Below are 16,357 nucleotides of genomic sequence, written 5' to 3' on the forward strand. Positions count from 1 at the left end.
GCCCCCGCGCCCCTGGCGGGGCTGTCGCGCCCCCGCCCCCTACCGAGACACCGTCACCTCCGCCAGCAGCGGGCGGTGGTCCGAGGCCGTCGGCTCCTCGGGGATCGAGACGCCTCTGAGCCGCACGCCCTTGCCCACCGCCACGTAATCGATCCGCCGCGTCGGCGCGTTCGCCGGGTAGGTGCCGGCTCCGGGCGGGCCCGCGTCCGTCAGTTCGGTCCACAAGGGGGCGAGTTCCGGGGCGGAGGGCACCGCGTTGAAGTCGCCGAGAAGGACTTGGCGTGCCCCGGGGACGGACTGGCGTTCGGCCGTCATGATGCGGCGGGTGTCGGCGACCTGGGCCACTCGTACGGCGGGGTCCGCGCGGTAGTCCAGGTGGGTCACGAAGACCTGGAGCGGGATGCCGCGGACCTTCAGGGTGACCTCGCCGAAGCCAGGCGCCGGGGCCGGTACGGGGTTGGGGTCCTGCGTGGACAGGCGGGTGATCTCGTGGTTCGCGGCGGCCCGGATCGGATAGCGGGACAGCACCGCCACCCCGAACTCGCGCCGGGGTTCTCCGGCGGCCGCCGGGTCGAGGCTGTATATCGGCGCGAACGACACCCGCATCCCGAGCCGCTCCGCCAACTCGCGCGCCACGTCGAGGTGCTGGCTGCGCGCGCCCCAGTGGACGTCGACCTCCTGGAGGCCGATCACGTCGGCGCGGAGCGCCCGTAGCGCCGCCGCCTGCCGGTCCAGGCCGAAGACCTCGTCCATCCCGGAGCCGGCGTGGATGTTGTACGTGGCGATGCGGAGGGGGACGGGGCGGGGGTGGCGGGCCGCGGCCGCGGCGGGCGGCGCGGCGGTGGCGGCGATGCCCAGCAGGGCTGCGGACAGGGCCAGTCGAGGCAGAGCTCCAGTACGCGTCGGCATGGCGGAAACGTACGCCGGAAATTGAGCTGTACGGCGTATAGGTGGAGTCTTACGCTGTATAGCCCGAGGCGCTCACGCGCGTAGGCCCGCAACCGCACAGCAGCCCGTACCGCCGCCGCAGCCCGCACGTCGTCAGGCCGCACGTCAGCCCGCTCAGCAGACCGCACCTCAGACCGCACAACAGGGGGAAACCATGACCGCCACCAGCACCGCGAACGACTCAGCCACCGCTCCCGAGCGCCACCCGCAACGCTGGATCATCCTCGGCGTCATCTGTCTCGCCCAGCTGACCGTGCTGCTCGACAACACCGTCCTGAACGTCGCCATCCCCTCCCTCACCCGGGAGCTGCACGCGTCGACCTCCGACATCCAGTGGGTCATCAGCGCGTACTCGCTCGTGCAGTCGGGCCTGCTGCTCACCGCGGGCAGCACCGCGGACCGGTACGGGCGCAAGAAGATGCTCGCGGCGGGCCTCGTCCTGTTCGGGGCGGGCTCACTGGTCGCCGGGCTCGCCGGGTCCACCGGGCAGTTGATCGCCGCCCGCGCCGGTATGGGCGTCGGCGGCGCGCTGCTCATGACCACGACGCTCGCCGTCATCGTGCAGGTCTTCGACGACGCCGAGCGCGTGAAGGCCATCGGACTGTGGGCGACGGTCAACTCGCTCGGGTTCGCCGTCGGGCCGCTGCTCGGCGGGTTCATGCTCGACCACTTCTGGTGGGGCGCGATCTTCCTGATCAACATCCCGGTCGCGGTGATCGGGCTCGTCGCCACGCTCGTTCTCGTACCGGAGTCGAAGAACCCGCGCGGGGACCGGCCCGACCTGCTCGGCGCCGTCCTGTCCACGATCGGCATGACCGGTGTCGTGTACGCCATCATCTCCGGGCCCGACGAGGGGTGGACGTCCGGGACCACGCTCGTCTCCGCCGCGATCGGTGTCGTCGTCCTGGCCGCCTTCGTGGTCTGGGAGCTGCGCGTCCCGTACCCGATGCTGGACATGCACTTCTTCCGGAACCAGCGGTTCACGGGCGCGGTGGCCGGCGCGATCCTCGTCGCGTTCGGAATGGGCGGATCCCTGTTCCTGCTCACGCAGCATCTGCAGTTCGTGCTCGGCTACGGGCCGTTGGAGGCGGGGCTGCGGACCGCGCCGCTCGCGCTCACCGTCGTCGCGCTCAACCTCACCGGGATCGGGGCGCGGCTGCTGCCCAAGTGGGGTACGCCGCTGACCATCGCCTCCGGGATGACGTGCCTGGCGGCCGGGCTCGCGGTGATCTCCCTGCTCGGCGGGGACGGTTACGGCGGCATGCTGGCCGGCCTCGTCGTCATGGGCGCCGGGATCGCGCTGGCCATGCCGGCCATGGCCAACGCCATCATGAGCGCGATCCCGCCGGAGAAGGCGGGCGTCGGCGCGGGCGTCAACGGCACGCTCGCGGAGTTCGGCAACGGTCTCGGCGTCGCCGTCCTCGGCGCGGTCCTCAACGCCAGGTTCGCCGCGCTCGTATCGGTCTCCGCCGCCTCACTGCCCGCGGCGCTCGCGGCGGCGACGTCGGACGCGGAGCGGGACCGGATCTCCGCCGCGTTCTCCTCGGGCCTGGAGACCAGTCAGCTGGTCGGGGCCGTCGCCGTGCTCGTCGGCGGACTGCTCGCCGCCGCGTTGCTGCGGCGCGCGGAGAGGGCAGACTCAGCGGTGACCACCGCTTCCGTATAGCGGGTGGTGGCTTCCGCATAGCATCAACGGCGGGCGGACGGACGGATTCCGTGGGGGCTCCATGCGCACGAAGAGGTGCGGAAAGACCCCACGGACTTCTTCCCGACGCCCGCTCACGAGCGACTTCTGGAAGGGTGCGCCATGGCGAAGGCAGCGCGGCGGATGAGCGTCTGGATGGAGAATCCCGCGGCCAAGACGCCGCGCACCCGGCGCAGCGAGCAGCCGAGCGGCCTGGACCGGGACCGCATCACCGAGGCCAGCGTGCGGCTGCTCGACGCGGAGGGCCTCGCCAAGTTCTCCATGCGGCGCCTCGCGAGCGAGCTGGGGGTCACCGCCATGTCCGTGTACTGGTACGTCGACACCAAGGACGACCTGCTCGAACTCGCCCTCGACCGGGTCTTCGGCGAGCTGGAGGTGCCGAGCCCGCAGGACGTGGACGCCGGGGACTGGCGGGTGCACGTACGGGAGCTGGCCGCCGGTTACCGGGCCCTGATGGTGCGCCATCCCTGGGTCTCCCCGCAGATCGGCAACTACCTGAACATCGGCCCGAACTCGCTGCGCTTCGCCCGCGCCGTCCAGCGCGTCATCGGCGCCACCGGGCTCTCGATGGACGCGCAGCGCGGCGCCATCGCGTCCGTCTTCCAGTTCGTCTACGGCTACGGCACGATCGAGGGCCACTTCCGGCAGCGGTGCGCCGAGGCGGGCATGTCCCAGGACGACTACTTCCACGAGGCGATGGCGGCGTTCCGGGTGCCGGAGGAGATGGCGGAGGACTTCCGGCACGCGGAGCACATGGCGGCGCAGGCGGGCAGCCGCACCGTCGACGAGATGCGCGACGCCGACTTCGAGGTCGCGCTCGACCTGCTGGTCGCGGGCATCGAGGCGTTGGTCGCGGCCCAGCCGGCCGAGCGGACCTGAGTCAGGGCCGCCCAGCCGGCCGAGCGGACCTGAGTCAGTCCTTGGCGAGCCGCGCCGGGAAGCCGCCCGTCGCGATCGGCCCCCACCGCTCCGGCGTCACGCGGATGATCGACTTGCCCTGCTCGATCATCGCCGCGCGGTACTCGTCCCAGTCCGGGTGCTCGCCCGAGATGTTCCGGAAGTACTCCACGAGCGGCTCGACCGAGTCGGGCGCGTCGATGACCTCGGCGGCCCCGTCGACCTGGACCCAGGGGCCGTTCCACTCGTCGCTGAGGACGAGGACGCTGACGCGCGGGTCCCGTTTGGCGTTGCGCGTCTTGGCGCGCTCCGGGTAGGTGGACACGACGATCCGCCCGGAGTCGTCGACGCCGCAGGTCAGCGGGGACGCCTGGGGGGTGCCGTCGGCGCGGGCGGTGATCAGCAGGGCGCGGTGGCGGGGGCGTACGAAGTCGAGCAACTCGTCGAGGGAGACGCGGGTGTTGGTCGCGATGTTCGGAGCCATGCGCCCAGCCTATGTCGCGTCCCCGGCCGTGCGGCCACCCCGTCGAAGCGCGTGCGGGTCACTCCTCGCAGGCCCGTAACGCTTCCTCCACGCTGTCGTGCATCGGCACGTCCCGTCTGACCTGGGACAGGGTCAGGACGCGCCGCACCGCCCCGTCCGGTGGCACGGCCACGCGCATGGCCGCGCCGTAGAGCCGCAGGTAGCGGCGCAGGTCGAGCAGGAGCCGTACGCCCTGCGAGTCGAGGAACGTGGTGCGGGTCAGATCGAGGATGAAGGCGCGGCTGCGCTCGGCACGCTCGTCGGCCAGGGTGCAGGCCTCACCGAGCAGGGTCGGCGCATTGCCGAGGTCGATCTCGGAGGGAAACGTGACGACGGTGCGCTCGGCGATGTCGACGGGCGCGAGGTGAACGGGAGTGGCCACTGGGCACACCTGCCAGACCGGTCTCGTGGTCGGTCGGTGGACGACGAGCCGCTTCCTGACCCGGGTTCCATTGCACCACCCACGGGGATCCCGCGTCGCTGTCCTTGCCAAATCCACTTCTTCTTAAGGAAACGGATAGAGTCATGTCCGTCCTGCGCTCGCAGTCGGGAATGTGCTGCGGAGCTCTCCCCGCGCATGGCCATACGGTCATGCTCGCTGAAGAGGTTCGTGGTGGTTGCGCCCAGTTTTCCCGAAATTCCGCCGTCTTCTGCTGCCGATTTCCGGCTGGCGGAGGCGTTCACCGTCGCAGCGCGTCAGCTGCACGAGCAGTCCAACCCGCGTGCCACCCTGCGCACCGCCGTACGCCTCGCCGTGCACCTGGTGCCGGGGGCGGACCACGCCGGCATCGTCACCGTCGGGCGCGACCTCGTGCCCGAGTCGGTGGCCTGGAGCGACGACGTGGCGCGCAGCGCCCAGGCGCTGACCGGGATGCCGGGCCACCGCGCGTTCTGGGAGCGGCTGTGGGAGGCGCCCGTCGCGGTCCTGGAGAACACCGCCGAGATCAACGGGGCCGGACAGTCCCTGCCCGTCCTCGGCGTCGGCTGTGTGCTCGCGCTGCGGCTGCGCGCCGAGCGGCGACAGCTGACGGCGCTCGTGCTCTACGGGCACAAGCCGGGCGGCCACGACGAGCGGAGCCTGCGCGTCGGCCGGATGCTCGCCGCGCACGTCTCCCTCGCGCACGACTCGGCCACCGTGCAGGAGCAGCTCACGGAGGCGATGCGGACCCGGGACCTGATCGGCCAGGCCACCGGCCTGCTCATGGCCCGGGAGGGCGTCGACGCGGCCGAGGCCTTCGACCACCTCGTACGGGCGTCGCAGCAGCAGAACATAAAGCTGAGGGAGTTGGCGCAGCGGTACGTGGACTCGGCGGCGCCGTCCCGGGGCGTGTGACCGACGGCTCACGCGTGCGGGACGCGTGAGCGACCGATTACGGGACACTTGTAGGAAATGACCAATCCTGCCGAATTCCCGGTCCCCGGTTCGGAAGACGGTCGTCCCGACGCGCGGACGCTGGACACCGGCGCCCTCTACCGGGCCCTGGCCGAGTGCGACGGTCTCGACGGCTTTCTCCAGGAACTCACCGTGCGGGCCGCACATCTCGTACAGCCCGGCGCGTGCAGCGTCACCCTGCACCGCGCCCACCGGCTGCGCACCGTCGCGGCGAGCGAGGGCCTGGTGAGCGGCCTCGACCAGCTCCAGTACGAGGCCGACACCGGGCCGTGCGTGACGGCCGCCCGCGAATGCGTGGAGCAGCACACCCCGGATCTGGCGGTGGAGCAGCGCTGGGGCCCGTTCCCCGCCGAGGCGTGGCAGCGCGGCATCCGGTCCATGCTGGCGCTGCCGCTCACCCTGAACCACGGCGTCTACGGCGCCCTCAACTTCTACGCGCGCACCCGCGACGCGTTCCGCGACCGGCGCGAGACCGCCCGCAAGCTCGCCGCGCAGGCGTCCGGCGCGGTCGCGGTGGCGCTGCGGATCGAGCACGAGCGCGAGGTCGGCCACGATCTGCGCACCGCGATGCTCTCGCGCGGCGTCATCGACCAGGCCATCGGCATCGTGATGGCGCGGCGCCGGTGCGACGCGGAGGCCGCGCTCGGCCTGCTGCGCCGCCGCTCGCAGGACGAGAACGTCAAGCTGCGGGAGCTGTGCGTCCGGATCGTGACGCAGGTGGGCGGCGCGCCTCCGCGCCGGGGCGACTTCACCGCACGCCTCCCCGGCTGATCCCCCTGTACGGCGGGCGGTACTAGACCTGCGGGAGGGCGTCGCCCTGGACCGCCTGGATGTCCAGCTCGACCCTGAGCGTCGCGCCGATCGCCGCGATGCCGGCCTGGACGACCTGGTTGTAGTTCATGGCGAAGTCCTCCCGCTTCAGCTCGGCCGTCGCCTTGAACGCGGCGCGGGTGCCGCCCCACGGGTCGGCGCCGGTGCCCATGTAGCTGAGGTCCAGGTCGACCTGGCGGACGACGCCGTGCAGGCTCAGCTCGCCGTGGACGGTCCAGCGGTCCGGGCCCGCCGGGGTCAGCGCGGTGGACCGGTAGGTGATCTCGGGGTACGTCTCGACGTCCAGGAAGTCCGGGGACTTCAGGTGGCCGTCGCGCATGCCGTTGCCGGTGTCGATCGACGCGGCCCTGATCACGGCCTCGACGCGGGACTTCTCCACGTCCTGCGCGATGTCGACGCGGGCGGTGAAGTCGGTGAACCGGCCGTGCACGCTGGTGATCCCCAGGTGCTGCGCGGTCGCCGCGACGGCGGAGTGGGCCGGGTCGACGGTCCACGGTCCGGGCGGCGGCAGCTCGGCGCCGCCCTGGCGCGCGAGCACGACGGTGCCCACCTCGGCGCGGCCGGTCGCCGTCACCAGGGCGGTGGAGGCGGCGGGGGCGTAGCCGACCGCCGTCACGATCACGGTGTAGGGGCCGGGGGTGAGGACCGCCGCGTCGTGCACGGCTCCCTCGTCGTCGGCCTCGGCGCGCAGCACCTGCGCGCCGGTCATGTCGGTCACCGTGACGACGGCGTGCGGCAGGGCCCAGCCGTCCCGCGTCCGGATCCGCGCACTCAGTCCCATCAGTCACCACTCCTAGCTCAAGTTCTCACACATGTAAGGAAATCAAGGGGGTCCCGGACGTGAATGGGCCCCGGCCCGTGACGTCTCGGCCGTCCCCTGCCGTTAACGACGCCACCGGGTCCGGGGCCCATTTCCCACAACCGGTCCGGGAGGCCCGCGTCTCCGCTCGAAGCGCGGGCCGCCCGGTCCGGGGCCTTAAAAGGGACTCGCTGGACTTACTGGTCTTGCCGCGAACTACTCGCCGGGGTGCGAGAGTTCGATGTCGTGGCCGTCCACGCCACTGCCCTGCACGCTGAGGTGCGTGGCCACCGGCGGGTAGCCGGTCGCGATGACCGTGTACTCGCCGCCGTCCAGGTCGGTGAAGGCGTACGCGCCGTCCTCACCGGTGGTGGACGTCGCCACGACGTTGCCCGCCGCGTCGATGAGCGTGACCCGGGCGTCGTTCAGCGAACGGCCCGCGGCGCGCACGGTGCCCTGCACCTGCGAGCCGGCGTTCAGCTCGATCTCGACGCGGGTGACACCCGTGCCGCCGACCTCGACGGGCAGCGCGATCGGCCGGTGTCCCGCGGCGTTCACCGCGACGGTCACGGGGCCGGGCACCAGCTCGGCGAAGGTGAACTCGCCCTCGGGGCCGGAGAGTCCGGTGGCGAGGACGTCACCGCGGACATCGGTCACGATGACCATGGCGCCGACGACGGCGGCCTTGGTCTGCGCGGCCTTGACCACACCGCTCAGGCCGCTGGTGCCGCTGAGCAGGATGTCGTACGCGACCGGCTCCTCGCCGACGACGACGGTGGAGGCCTGCGGCTGGTAGCCGTCGGCCGAGGCGATCAGCACGTAGGAGCCGGCGCCGGGGGCGTCGATCCCGTACTGGCCGTCGCCCTGGGCGACCGCGCGGCCCAGCTGCCGACCCCCGAGGGAGATCAGCGTGACCGCGGCCCGCGGGACCGGGGCGGACTCGGCGCCGCGGACGAAACCGCGGACCGGGATACCGCCGCCGACGGCCTGCGCCGGGACCTCACCGGAGGAGACGGACGCGGTCGCGGCCAGCGGCTGCGGCTGCGTGTCGGCGACGGGCTCACCCGCGCCGACCAGGCTCGGCACCTTCGCCGGCTCGGCGGCCGGTGCGGTGGCGGTGACCCCGGCGGGGGCGCCGGACGCGGCCGCCTCGGCCTCCTTGGCCTGGTCGAGGCCGCCCGACGTACGCAGCGGGACCTCCTTGATGAACAGCGTCGCGATGAGCGCGAGCAGCGCGATCGGCGCCGCGATCAGGAAGACGTCGGCGATGCCGTGCCCGTACGAGCTCTCCATGATGGTGCGCAGCGGCGCGGGGAGCGTGGACAGGTCCGGGATGGCGCCGCCACCGGTGCCGCCGTGGCCCAGGGCCTCGCCCTTGGGGCCGAGCGCGGTGAGGCCGTCCTTGACGTAGTGCGTGATGCGCGTGGACATGATCGAACCGAGCGCGGAGACACCCATCGCACCACCGAGGGAGCGGAAGAAGGTGACCGTGGAGCTGGCCGAGCCGATGTCCTGCGGGGCGACCTGGTTCTGGGTGCAGAGCACGAGGTTCTGCATCATCATGCCGACGCCGAGACCCATGAGGGCCATGAAGACGGCGACGCGCCAGTACGGGGTGTCGTAGCGGATCGTGCCGAGCAGGCCGAGGCCCGCCGTGATGAGGACGCCGCCGGAGACCAGCCACGCCTTCCACTTGCCGGTCTTGGTGATGACCTGGCCCGCGACGGTCGACGAGATGAACAGGCCGCCGATCATCGGGATCGTCATGACACCGGACATCGTCGGCGACTTGCCGCGCGCCAGCTGGAAGTACTGCGAGAAGAACACCGTGCCCGCGAACATCGCGACACCCACGAAGAGCGAGGCGATCGAGGCGAGCGTGATGGTGCGGTTGCGGAACAGGCGCAGCGGGATGATCGGCTCGGCGGCCTTCGACTCCACGAGGAGGAAGATCAGGGCGAGCACGACCGCGCCGCCCACCATCGCGCCGGTCTGCCACGACATCCAGTCGTACTTGTCGTCGGCGAAGGTCACCCACAGGAGCAGGGTGCAGACCGCGGCGGTGATGAAGAAGGCACCGGCCCAGTCGACCTTCACGTTGTCGCGCTTGACCGTCGGGAGCTTCAGCGTCTTCTGCAGGACGATGAGCGCGATGATCGCGAACGGGACGCCGACGTAGAAGCACCAGCGCCAGCCCAGCCACGAGGTGTCGGTGATGACACCGCCGAGCAGCGGGCCGCCGACGGTGGCGACGGCGAACGTCGCACCGAGGTAGCCGGAGTAACGGCCCCGCTCACGCGGGGAGATCATCGCGGCCATCACGATCTGCGCGAGGGCGGAGAGACCGCCGACGCCGATGCCCTGGACCACACGGCAGGCGATCAGCATGGTGGGGGACTGCGAGAGCCCCGCCACGACCGAACCGCCCACGTAGACGATCAGGGCTATCTGGACGAGCGCCTTCTTGCTGAAGATGTCGGCGAGCTTGCCCCACAGGGGCGTGGTCGCGGTCATCGCGAGCAGCGAGGCGGTGACGACCCAGGTGTAGGCGGACTGGCCGCCGCCGAGGTCGCCGACGATCTCGGGGAGGGCGTTGGTGACGATCGTCGACGAGAGGATCGCGACGAACATGCCGAGCAGCAGCCCGGACAGCGCCTCCATGATCTGCCGGTGCGTCATCGGAGCGCCGCCGTCGGAAGGCGCGCCTCCGTGCTTGGCGGCATGGCTGCCCCGCACACCGGACGGTGTGGATGTTGCCATGGGATTCCTTTTCTTACGTTTACGCGGGTGTACGGGTGGTCTGCACCGACGCCGCGGGCTGCGCGGCGACGGGGAGCTGGGTGCGGGACGCCGTCGTCCGGCAGTCCCCGAAGCTGTCGCGCAGGCGCGTCATGAGGGTGATCAACTGGTTGACCTCGTCGTCCGACCAGTCGCTCAGCCGGTCGGCGAGCAGCTCGGTCGTCCGGACGTTCAGGTCGTCCATCTGCGCGTTCCCCTCCGCGGTGAGGGTAAGGATGCGCGAACGTTTGTCGGCGGGGTCGGGGCGACGCTCGATCCAGCCGCGGTCGGCGGTGTGGGCCACGTGGCGGCTCGCCACGGACATGTCCACCGCGAGGAGCTCGGCCAGCCTGCTCATGCGCATGTCCCCGTACCGCTTGAGCAGGGTGAGGACGGCGGCCGAACCGGCCGGGCATTCGGGCGGCAGGATGCGTGCCATATCCCTTTTGACTGCGCCGAAGGCACTGAGCTGACGGGCCAGCTCGTCGTAGTGACGCGGTTCGGCCACAGCACCTCCTGACCAGGATGTTATTCGTTGCTTAGGGCAACCATAGAACCAGTTGGTTGCCGCAGGCAAACTAAAAGGGACGTAGGAAGATAAAATGACGGCAAAGAGCAATGCTTGCGGTTGTAAAGGCGCAGCTCATGTGGGCCGCAGGCGGACTGTGGCGCCCGTCGCGCCGATTCGCTAGGGTCCTGGCCCATGGCAAACAACCCCCAGGGCCCGAACCCCGAAGGCAACTACGACCCCGCGGGCTCCACCCAGATGTTCCGCGCCTTCGTCGACGAGGGCGGTACCCCCACCGTGCGCGCGCAGGCGGCCCCGGTGAAGTCCGGCCCCGGCGTCGGCGTGATCATCGGCATCGTGGTGGCGGTCGTCGTGGTCGCCGCGGTGGCGTGGCTGGCGCTGAAGTAACGCCTCTTCTCCGCAACGCCCCTTATTTCCAGTCGACGGAGACGTCGCGGGTCTCGACGTGCATCCCCAGCGGGACCCGCCAGGACTCCACACACACGGTCCACGTCTTCTTCTTCTCCTCCCCGGCGCCGATGGGCACGGGGAGTTTCTCCGTGGACGCGATGGTCGCCCAGTCGACCCCGAGCGAGCCGATGATGTGCGTCCTGAACGTCACCGTGCCCGAACGCACCGCGCTGCCCCCGGAGTTGCGCAGCGCCAGCGTCACCTTCTGGCACCAGCGCTTGTCGGCGTCCTGAAGGACGGGGTCGCCCACGTTCAGGGCCGCGGGGCCCGGCGCGGCGGGGCTGGCGGGCGCCGAGGTGCCGGGCGGGGCGGGAGCTGTCGTGCCCTGAGCGGGTCCTGCGCCGGTGCCGGTGCCGGAGCCACCGCCACTGTTACTGCCCGAGCCACCGCCACTGCCCGAGCCCGTACGGGTGCCCTCGTCGGCGCCGCCCGGACCGGTGCCCCGAGCGGTGTCCTGCCCCGTGGCCGAGCCGCGGTCCCGGCCCGCCGGTCCGTCGCCGGACGACCCTGGCCCCGTAGCCCCGCCCCCGGTCGACGTGGCCTCCTCCGCATCCGGTGATCCGGTCGGCCCGGGCGGTCGGGTGGGTGACTGCCGTGGCGGGTCGGTCCCGTCCGGGTCCAGGGGTACGAGCCGGACCTCACCGCTGGGCGCGGTGCTCGGCGACTGTGTGCCGCCGCCCGTGCCCACGGCGACGTACCCCTCGGGGCCGGCGCCCCCGCCGAACGCGGCGACGGCGCCGAGACAGGCCACCGTGGCGCAGGCGGCGCCCACCGCCGCCCCACGACGCCCTCGCACCCAGGTCCGCACCATCGCGCCAGTGTGTCTGACGCTCCGTCAATTGTGAAGGGAGCGGTGTCAGTCCGCGATCAGGCCGTCACGCAGCTGGGCCAGGGTCCGGGTGAGCAGCCGGGAGACGTGCATCTGCGAGATGCCGACCTCCTCGCCGATCTGCGACTGCGTCATGTTCGCGAAGAACCGCAGCATGATGATCCGGCGCTCGCGCGGCGGCAGCTTGGCGAGGAGCGGCTTGAGGGACTCCCGGTACTCGACGCCTTCGAGCGCCGTGTCCTCGTAGCCGAGCCGGTCCGCGAGGGAGCCCTCGCCGCCGTCGTCCTCGGGGGCCGGGGAGTCCAGGGAGGACGCCGTGTACGCGTTCCCCACCGCCAGGCCGTCGACCACGTCCTCCTCCGAGACGCCGAGCACCGCGGCGAGTTCGGGGACGGTGGGCGAGCGGTCCAGCTTCTGCGCGAGCTCGTCGGACGCCTTGGTGAGCGCGAGCCGCAGCTCCTGGAGGCGCCGGGGGACCCGCACCGACCAGGACGTGTCCCGGAAGAAGCGCTTGATCTCGCCGACGACGGTCGGCATCGCGAACGTCGGGAACTCGACGCCGCGCTCGCAGTCGAACCGGTCGATCGCCTTGATCAGGCCGATCGTGCCGACCTGGACGATGTCCTCCATCGGCTCGTTGCGGCTGCGGAAGCGGGCTGCCGCGTACCGGACGAGCGGCAGGTTCAGCTCGATCAGGGTGTCGCGGACGTAGGCCCGCTCGGGGCTGTTCTCGTCCAGCGCGGCCAGGCGCAGGAACAGGGAGCGGGACAGGGTGCGGGTGTCGATGGAGGCGGACGACACCGAGGACACGGCCTGCTCCGGCGCCTCCGTCACCTCTGCCACCTCGGCGGGCGGGGAGTCGATCGGCGCGGTGGTCGTCGACGCTGTCGCGTCGTCGGACACACCGGGCGGGAGCGTGAGCACCTTCGAGCTGCCCTGGTCTGCGGACATGCCACCCCCTTGAGGTCGCGGACGGTCGCGGCGGACGCTCCCGTCAGGTAAGAGCGCAGCCTCCACCTGAATACCGGACGTGGAGCCGCGCCAAACGCCGTTCCAGCAGAATGTCACATGTCGGCAACACGCTGTAGTGACATGTCGACATGGAAGGGACGAATCGCCGCAGGACGCAGGGGGTGTGGCCAAAGTGGGCGGGGTTTCTGTCGGAAAAACCCCGCTGAGTCGGTCTACCCGTTCCAGCTACGCATCGATCCTGTTTGCGGATCGTAGTCGGGCGAAGCTGCGGGCGAGGAGCCTTGACACATGCATCTGGGAGACACCCAGTTCGGCGCTGATCTGCGACTGGGTCAGATTGCTGTAGTAGCGCAGGAGCAGGATCCGCTGCTCGCGCTCGGGGAGCTGGACGAGGAGGTGCCGGACGAGGTCGCGGTGTTCGACGCCGTCGAGTTCGGGGTCCTCGTAGCCGAGCCGGTCGAGGAGCCCTGGCATCCCGTCCCCTTCCTGCGCGGCCTCCAGGGACGTCGCGTGGTAGGAGCGCCCGGCCTCGATGCAGGCGAGCACCTCCTCCTCGGGGATGCGCAGGCGTTCGGCGATCTCACCGGTGGTGGGGGAGCGGCCGAAGGCGGTGGTCAGGTCCTCGCTGGCGGCGTTCACCTGCACCCACAGCTCGTGCAGGCGGCGCGGCACGTGCACGGTCCGCACGTTGTCGCGGAAGTACCGCTTGATCTCGCCGACGACGGTCGGCATCGCGAAGGTAGGGAACTGCACGCCGCGCTCCGGGTCGAACCGGTCGATGGCGTTGATCAGCCCGATCGTGCCGACCTGGACGACGTCCTCCATCGGCTCGTTGCGGCTGCGGAAGCGGGCCGCCGCGTAGCGCACGAGCGGCAGATTGGCCTCGATGAGCGCGCCGCGCACCCGGGAGTGCTCGGGGCTGCCCGGCGGAAGGTTCTCGAGCTGCGCGAAGAGGACCTGCGTGAGGGCCCGCGTGTCGGCACCGCGCGTGGACTTCGCGGGCGGCGCCTGAGGCGCAGTACTGGCCGGCACGGTCAACCCCACCTCTGTATTCGTCAGCTGTGTTCGTCAGCTCATCCGTCAACTCATTGATCAAAAGCGGTCATAGCATCACAACACATGAGCACTGTGTGCAAGCACCTTATAACTACGTGTTGCAGGGCAAGTTGGGACAGTTCCGGATGAGGACGTGAAAAAGCCCCCCGCTGCCACAGCGAGGGGCCGTTTGGCCGTACGAGCTTGTCTGCCGCGCCGGCTCAGAACTCGTAGTCGGCGATCACCCAGGTGGCGAACGTGCGCCACAGGGCCACGCCCGCCTGGTGCGCGGGGTGTTCGAGGTACCGCTTCAGGGCGTCGGTGTCCTCGACCGCCGAGTTGATCGCGAAGTCGTAGGCGATGGGGCGGTCGGTGATGTTCCAGTCGCACTCCCAGAACGTCAGCTCGGGGATCTGACCGCCCAGTGCGCGGAAGGCCGCGACGCCCTCGGCGACGCGCGATTCGTCACGGCTCACACCGTCGTTGAGCTTGAAGAGGACCAGGTGGCGGATCACGGCTGTGCTCTCCTGAAGGACCTGAAGGGCGCGTGGCTGGCTGGGCTCGGGGCCGCTTCGCCTACTTGCCGCCGTTGGCGACCCAGGTCATGAAGTCGCCGACGGACTGCGCGGCGGTCGAGACGCCCTCGAACCCTATCTGCACGTAGTCGGCGGCCTTGGCGGGGTCGGTGATGATCACGTAGAGCACGAAGACGACCACGACGAACAGACCTATCTTCTTCGGCTGCACTACGTTCGGCCTCCCCATGCCCGCGCCTGTGCCACGTCTGTTGCCTCTGTGGCCGGGCGCGAGTCTATCTCGGTCACTTGTTCACACCGAGGAACATGAGAACCAACATCCACGAAACCTGCGCGGGACATGCAGAACGCCCCTCTTCCTCGGTAGACCCGTGGAAGAGGGGCGTTGTCAGCGGTAGCGGAGGGATTTGAACCCTCGGTGAGTTTCCCCACACTCGCTTTCGAGGCGAGCTCCTTCGGCCGCTCGGACACGCTACCGAGAGGAACTCTAGCCCAAGGTGGGCCGTGGATCGAAATCGGTATCGCGGAAGAAGCGCGTGAGGGGTTCGGCGCACTCCTCGGCGAGCACTCCTGCCACGACTTCGGGCCGGTGGTTGAGGCGCCGGTCGCGGATCACGTCCCACAGCGAACCGGCCGCGCCGGCCTTCTCGTCGCGGGCCCCGTAGACGACGCGGTCGAGGCGGGACTGGACGACGGCGCCCGCGCACATGGTGCACGGCTCGAGCGTGACGACGAGCGTGCAGCCGGTCAGCCGCCACTCGCCGAGCACCCGCGCCGCCCGCCGGATCGCGAGGACCTCGGCGTGGGCGGTGGGGTCGCCGGTCAGCTCGCGCTCGTTGTGCGCGGTGGCGAGCACGGTCGTGCCGTCCGGCGCGAGCAGCACGGCGCCGACCGGCACGTCACCGGCGGCCGCGGCGAGCCCGGCCTCGGCCAGGGCCTGCCGCATCACCGGCCGCCAGGGGTCTCGTACGGGATCGAACTCGGGGGGCCGAGAGGACTCGGGGGGTACGGGGGACGTCACGGGCAGGAATGTAACCCCGCCCGCGGGCCCCCTCCGCTCAGCGCACCGTCTCGAGCACCTCCGCCGCCCCGAGCGCGTCCGCGATCTCGCTGAGCGCGTCCGACCCGTCGAGCGCGAGCAGTTCCTTCTCGGGGAAGCCGAGGTCGGCGAGGATCCCGGTGTCGCCGAGCGGTCCGGCGGGCACGGCCTCTGCGCCCGCGCCGCCGCTGCCGTCGGCATCGTCCTCGTCGCCGTCGTCGGCCGCCTTGGACTCGCCGTCCTCCGTGCCGTCCAGGTCGAGGGAGTCCAGATCGTCGTCGGCGGCGTCCGGATCCTTGCCGAGCAGCTCGTCGGTGAGCAGGATCTCGCCGTAGCTGCTGCGGGCGGCGGCCGCCGCGTCCGAGATGAAGATGCGAGGGTCGTCCTCGCCGTCCACCCGGACGACGCCGAACCACGCGTCCTCCTGTTCGATGAAGACGAGGACGGTGTCGTCCTCGGCGTCGGTCGCTGCCAACGCCTCGCGGGCCAGATCGGACAGGTCCGACAGGGTCTCCACGTCGTCGAGCTCTGTGTCGCTCGCTTCCCACCCGTCTTCGGTGCGCGCGAGCAGTGCGGCGAAGTACACCGTGACTCTCCCACTGGTCTCAGGTGCCGGTCGGGGGTCCCCCCGGCGGAGTCTTGGCGGCGGGGAGTGCAGTTCAAGCCCCGCCCACTCGGAATCGTGGCAGAAAGTCGGGCTCCAAGAGAGGTCTTCCGCGCGCTGTGTTCGCGTCGCGCCCCGATCAGGAGGGTCCGATGTGAGCCCGGTCACCTGTACGTCACCTGTGTGTCACCGGCGAAACGCGGGCGTCACCACCGAAACGTGCGCATCCGCATCTGGCGGCGCATCCGTGCGGCCCGCGCGCGTCGCGGCTGGACACGGGCGCGCAGCTCGCGCGCCTCGGTCAGTTCGCGCAGGAACACGGCGCGCCTGCGCCTGCGTTCGGCGTCCGACTCCGCGGGCTCCCCGGGCACCGCCTGCACGCCGGGCCGTCCCTGCCGTTCCTCGTCGGGCATCGCCGCACCACCACCCCAGTCCCTCGCGTTCTCTCCACTTTCCCCCGGTCAACGCGGTTGATGCCACCGCGCGGGG

19 protein-coding genes and 1 tRNA gene are annotated in these 16,357 nt (G+C 71.0%); 5 read left to right on the forward strand and 15 right to left on the reverse strand.

What is annotated here, in order from left to right; translation table 11 throughout:
- Positions 1-39: 39 nt before the first annotated feature.
- A complete protein-coding gene (locus tag C1N81_RS24675; RefSeq protein ID WP_394432567.1) occupies positions 40-909 on the reverse strand; it encodes an endonuclease/exonuclease/phosphatase family protein in 870 nt (289 codons plus the stop codon).
- A 193-nt stretch (positions 910-1,102) separates the two neighbouring features.
- Between C1N81_RS24675 and C1N81_RS24680 the strand changes: the two genes are divergently transcribed.
- The gene (locus tag C1N81_RS24680; protein ID WP_394432569.1) at positions 1,103-2,614 is read left to right on the forward strand and encodes an MFS transporter; all 1,512 of its coding nucleotides are present in this window, start codon (positions 1,103-1,105) and stop codon (positions 2,612-2,614) included.
- 141 nt (positions 2,615-2,755) lie between these two features.
- Positions 2,756-3,532: a TetR/AcrR family transcriptional regulator gene (locus C1N81_RS24685; RefSeq protein ID WP_394432571.1), complete on the forward strand. Its 777-nt coding sequence runs from the start codon at positions 2,756-2,758 to the stop codon at positions 3,530-3,532.
- Between the two features lie 34 nt (positions 3,533-3,566).
- Here C1N81_RS24685 and C1N81_RS24690 read toward each other — a convergent pair whose 3' ends face one another.
- Together C1N81_RS24690 and C1N81_RS24695 are read right to left on the reverse strand one after the other, a co-directional pair.
- Positions 3,567-4,034, reverse strand: a complete 468-nt coding sequence (locus C1N81_RS24690; RefSeq protein WP_394432573.1) for a PPOX class F420-dependent oxidoreductase — start codon at positions 4,032-4,034, stop codon at positions 3,567-3,569.
- A gap of 58 nt (positions 4,035-4,092) precedes the next feature.
- Entirely contained in the window at positions 4,093-4,455 is a 363-nt protein-coding gene (locus C1N81_RS24695) for an STAS domain-containing protein (protein WP_394432574.1), read from the reverse strand.
- 231 nt (positions 4,456-4,686) lie between these two features.
- On the opposite strand from C1N81_RS24695, the gene C1N81_RS24700 reads away from it, so the two are divergent.
- Together C1N81_RS24700 and C1N81_RS24705 are read left to right on the forward strand one after the other, a co-directional pair.
- Positions 4,687-5,406, forward strand: coding sequence for a GAF and ANTAR domain-containing protein (locus C1N81_RS24700; protein WP_394432576.1), 720 nt, complete (start codon positions 4,687-4,689; stop codon positions 5,404-5,406).
- 57 nt (positions 5,407-5,463) lie between these two features.
- Positions 5,464-6,237, forward strand: coding sequence for an ANTAR domain-containing protein (locus C1N81_RS24705; protein ID WP_394432577.1), 774 nt, complete (start codon positions 5,464-5,466; stop codon positions 6,235-6,237).
- A 22-nt stretch (positions 6,238-6,259) separates the two neighbouring features.
- On the opposite strand, the gene C1N81_RS24710 is transcribed toward C1N81_RS24705, so the two are convergent.
- The 3 genes from C1N81_RS24710 to C1N81_RS24720 form a co-directional block, all read right to left on the reverse strand.
- Positions 6,260-7,078 (reverse strand): YceI family protein, encoded by an 819-nt coding sequence (locus tag C1N81_RS24710; protein WP_394432579.1) that lies wholly within the window; start codon positions 7,076-7,078, stop codon positions 6,260-6,262.
- 234 nt (positions 7,079-7,312) lie between these two features.
- Positions 7,313-9,856 (reverse strand): MFS transporter, encoded by a 2,544-nt coding sequence (locus C1N81_RS24715; protein WP_394432581.1) that lies wholly within the window; start codon positions 9,854-9,856, stop codon positions 7,313-7,315.
- Positions 9,857-9,875: 19 nt separating this feature from the next.
- A complete protein-coding gene (locus tag C1N81_RS24720) occupies positions 9,876-10,382 on the reverse strand; it encodes a MarR family winged helix-turn-helix transcriptional regulator (RefSeq protein ID WP_394432583.1) in 507 nt (168 codons plus the stop codon).
- A gap of 195 nt (positions 10,383-10,577) precedes the next feature.
- Here C1N81_RS24720 and C1N81_RS24725 point away from each other — a divergent pair, with 195 nt between their 5' ends.
- Positions 10,578-10,790 carry a hypothetical protein gene (locus C1N81_RS24725; protein WP_394432585.1) on the forward strand — a complete coding sequence of 71 codons (213 nt, stop codon included), beginning with the start codon at positions 10,578-10,580 and terminating at the stop codon, positions 10,788-10,790.
- Between the two features lie 22 nt (positions 10,791-10,812).
- On the opposite strand, the gene C1N81_RS24730 is transcribed toward C1N81_RS24725, so the two are convergent.
- The 9 genes from C1N81_RS24730 to C1N81_RS24770 form a co-directional block, all read right to left on the reverse strand.
- Positions 10,813-11,664 (reverse strand): hypothetical protein, encoded by an 852-nt coding sequence (locus C1N81_RS24730; RefSeq protein ID WP_394432587.1) that lies wholly within the window; start codon positions 11,662-11,664, stop codon positions 10,813-10,815.
- 45 nt (positions 11,665-11,709) lie between these two features.
- Positions 11,710-12,633, reverse strand: coding sequence for an RNA polymerase sigma factor SigF (locus C1N81_RS24735; protein ID WP_394432589.1), 924 nt, complete (start codon positions 12,631-12,633; stop codon positions 11,710-11,712).
- A 246-nt stretch (positions 12,634-12,879) separates the two neighbouring features.
- Positions 12,880-13,698 carry an RNA polymerase sigma factor SigF gene (locus C1N81_RS24740; protein ID WP_394432591.1) on the reverse strand — a complete coding sequence of 273 codons (819 nt, stop codon included), beginning with the start codon at positions 13,696-13,698 and terminating at the stop codon, positions 12,880-12,882.
- Between the two features lie 212 nt (positions 13,699-13,910).
- Complete coding sequence (locus C1N81_RS24745; protein ID WP_394432592.1) at positions 13,911-14,204, reverse strand: Dabb family protein; 294 nt, start codon at positions 14,202-14,204, stop codon at positions 13,911-13,913.
- A gap of 61 nt (positions 14,205-14,265) precedes the next feature.
- Positions 14,266-14,454 carry a hypothetical protein gene (locus tag C1N81_RS24750; protein WP_361076648.1) on the reverse strand — a complete coding sequence of 63 codons (189 nt, stop codon included), beginning with the start codon at positions 14,452-14,454 and terminating at the stop codon, positions 14,266-14,268.
- 163 nt (positions 14,455-14,617) lie between these two features.
- Positions 14,618-14,702, reverse strand: a tRNA-Ser gene (locus tag C1N81_RS24755).
- 10 nt (positions 14,703-14,712) lie between these two features.
- Positions 14,713-15,171 carry a tRNA adenosine(34) deaminase TadA gene (gene tadA, locus C1N81_RS24760; RefSeq protein ID WP_394438201.1) on the reverse strand — a complete coding sequence of 153 codons (459 nt, stop codon included), beginning with the start codon at positions 15,169-15,171 and terminating at the stop codon, positions 14,713-14,715.
- Between the two features lie 112 nt (positions 15,172-15,283).
- The gene (locus tag C1N81_RS24765) at positions 15,284-15,850 is read right to left on the reverse strand and encodes a tRNA adenosine deaminase-associated protein (RefSeq protein ID WP_394432594.1); all 567 of its coding nucleotides are present in this window, start codon (positions 15,848-15,850) and stop codon (positions 15,284-15,286) included.
- Between the two features lie 224 nt (positions 15,851-16,074).
- Positions 16,075-16,281, reverse strand: a complete 207-nt coding sequence (locus C1N81_RS24770) for a hypothetical protein (RefSeq protein ID WP_394432596.1) — start codon at positions 16,279-16,281, stop codon at positions 16,075-16,077.
- Between the last annotated feature and the right edge of the window lie 76 nt (positions 16,282-16,357).

Source organism: Streptomyces sp. SGAir0957 (genome assembly GCF_043523415.1).

Coding starts and splice junctions, on each gene's coding strand:
- C1N81_RS24675 (WP_394432567.1), bottom strand. CDS start 909: ATGCCGACGCGTACTGGAGCTCTGCCTCGACTGGCCCTGTCCGCAGCC.
- C1N81_RS24680 (WP_394432569.1), top strand. CDS start 1,103: ATGACCGCCACCAGCACCGCGAACGACTCAGCCACCGCTCCCGAGCGC.
- C1N81_RS24685 (WP_394432571.1), top strand. CDS start 2,756: ATGGCGAAGGCAGCGCGGCGGATGAGCGTCTGGATGGAGAATCCCGCG.
- C1N81_RS24690 (WP_394432573.1), bottom strand. CDS start 4,034: ATGGCTCCGAACATCGCGACCAACACCCGCGTCTCCCTCGACGAGTTG.
- C1N81_RS24705 (WP_394432577.1), top strand. CDS start 5,464: ATGACCAATCCTGCCGAATTCCCGGTCCCCGGTTCGGAAGACGGTCGT.
- C1N81_RS24710 (WP_394432579.1), bottom strand. CDS start 7,078: ATGGGACTGAGTGCGCGGATCCGGACGCGGGACGGCTGGGCCCTGCCG.
- C1N81_RS24715 (WP_394432581.1), bottom strand. CDS start 9,856: ATGGCAACATCCACACCGTCCGGTGTGCGGGGCAGCCATGCCGCCAAG.
- C1N81_RS24725 (WP_394432585.1), top strand. CDS start 10,578: ATGGCAAACAACCCCCAGGGCCCGAACCCCGAAGGCAACTACGACCCC.
- C1N81_RS24730 (WP_394432587.1), bottom strand. CDS start 11,664: ATGGTGCGGACCTGGGTGCGAGGGCGTCGTGGGGCGGCGGTGGGCGCC.
- C1N81_RS24735 (WP_394432589.1), bottom strand. CDS start 12,633: ATGTCCGCAGACCAGGGCAGCTCGAAGGTGCTCACGCTCCCGCCCGGT.
- C1N81_RS24750 (WP_361076648.1), bottom strand. CDS start 14,454: ATGGGGAGGCCGAACGTAGTGCAGCCGAAGAAGATAGGTCTGTTCGTC.
- tadA (WP_394438201.1), bottom strand. CDS start 15,171: ATGCGGCAGGCCCTGGCCGAGGCCGGGCTCGCCGCGGCCGCCGGTGAC.
- C1N81_RS24770 (WP_394432596.1), bottom strand. CDS start 16,281: ATGCCCGACGAGGAACGGCAGGGACGGCCCGGCGTGCAGGCGGTGCCC.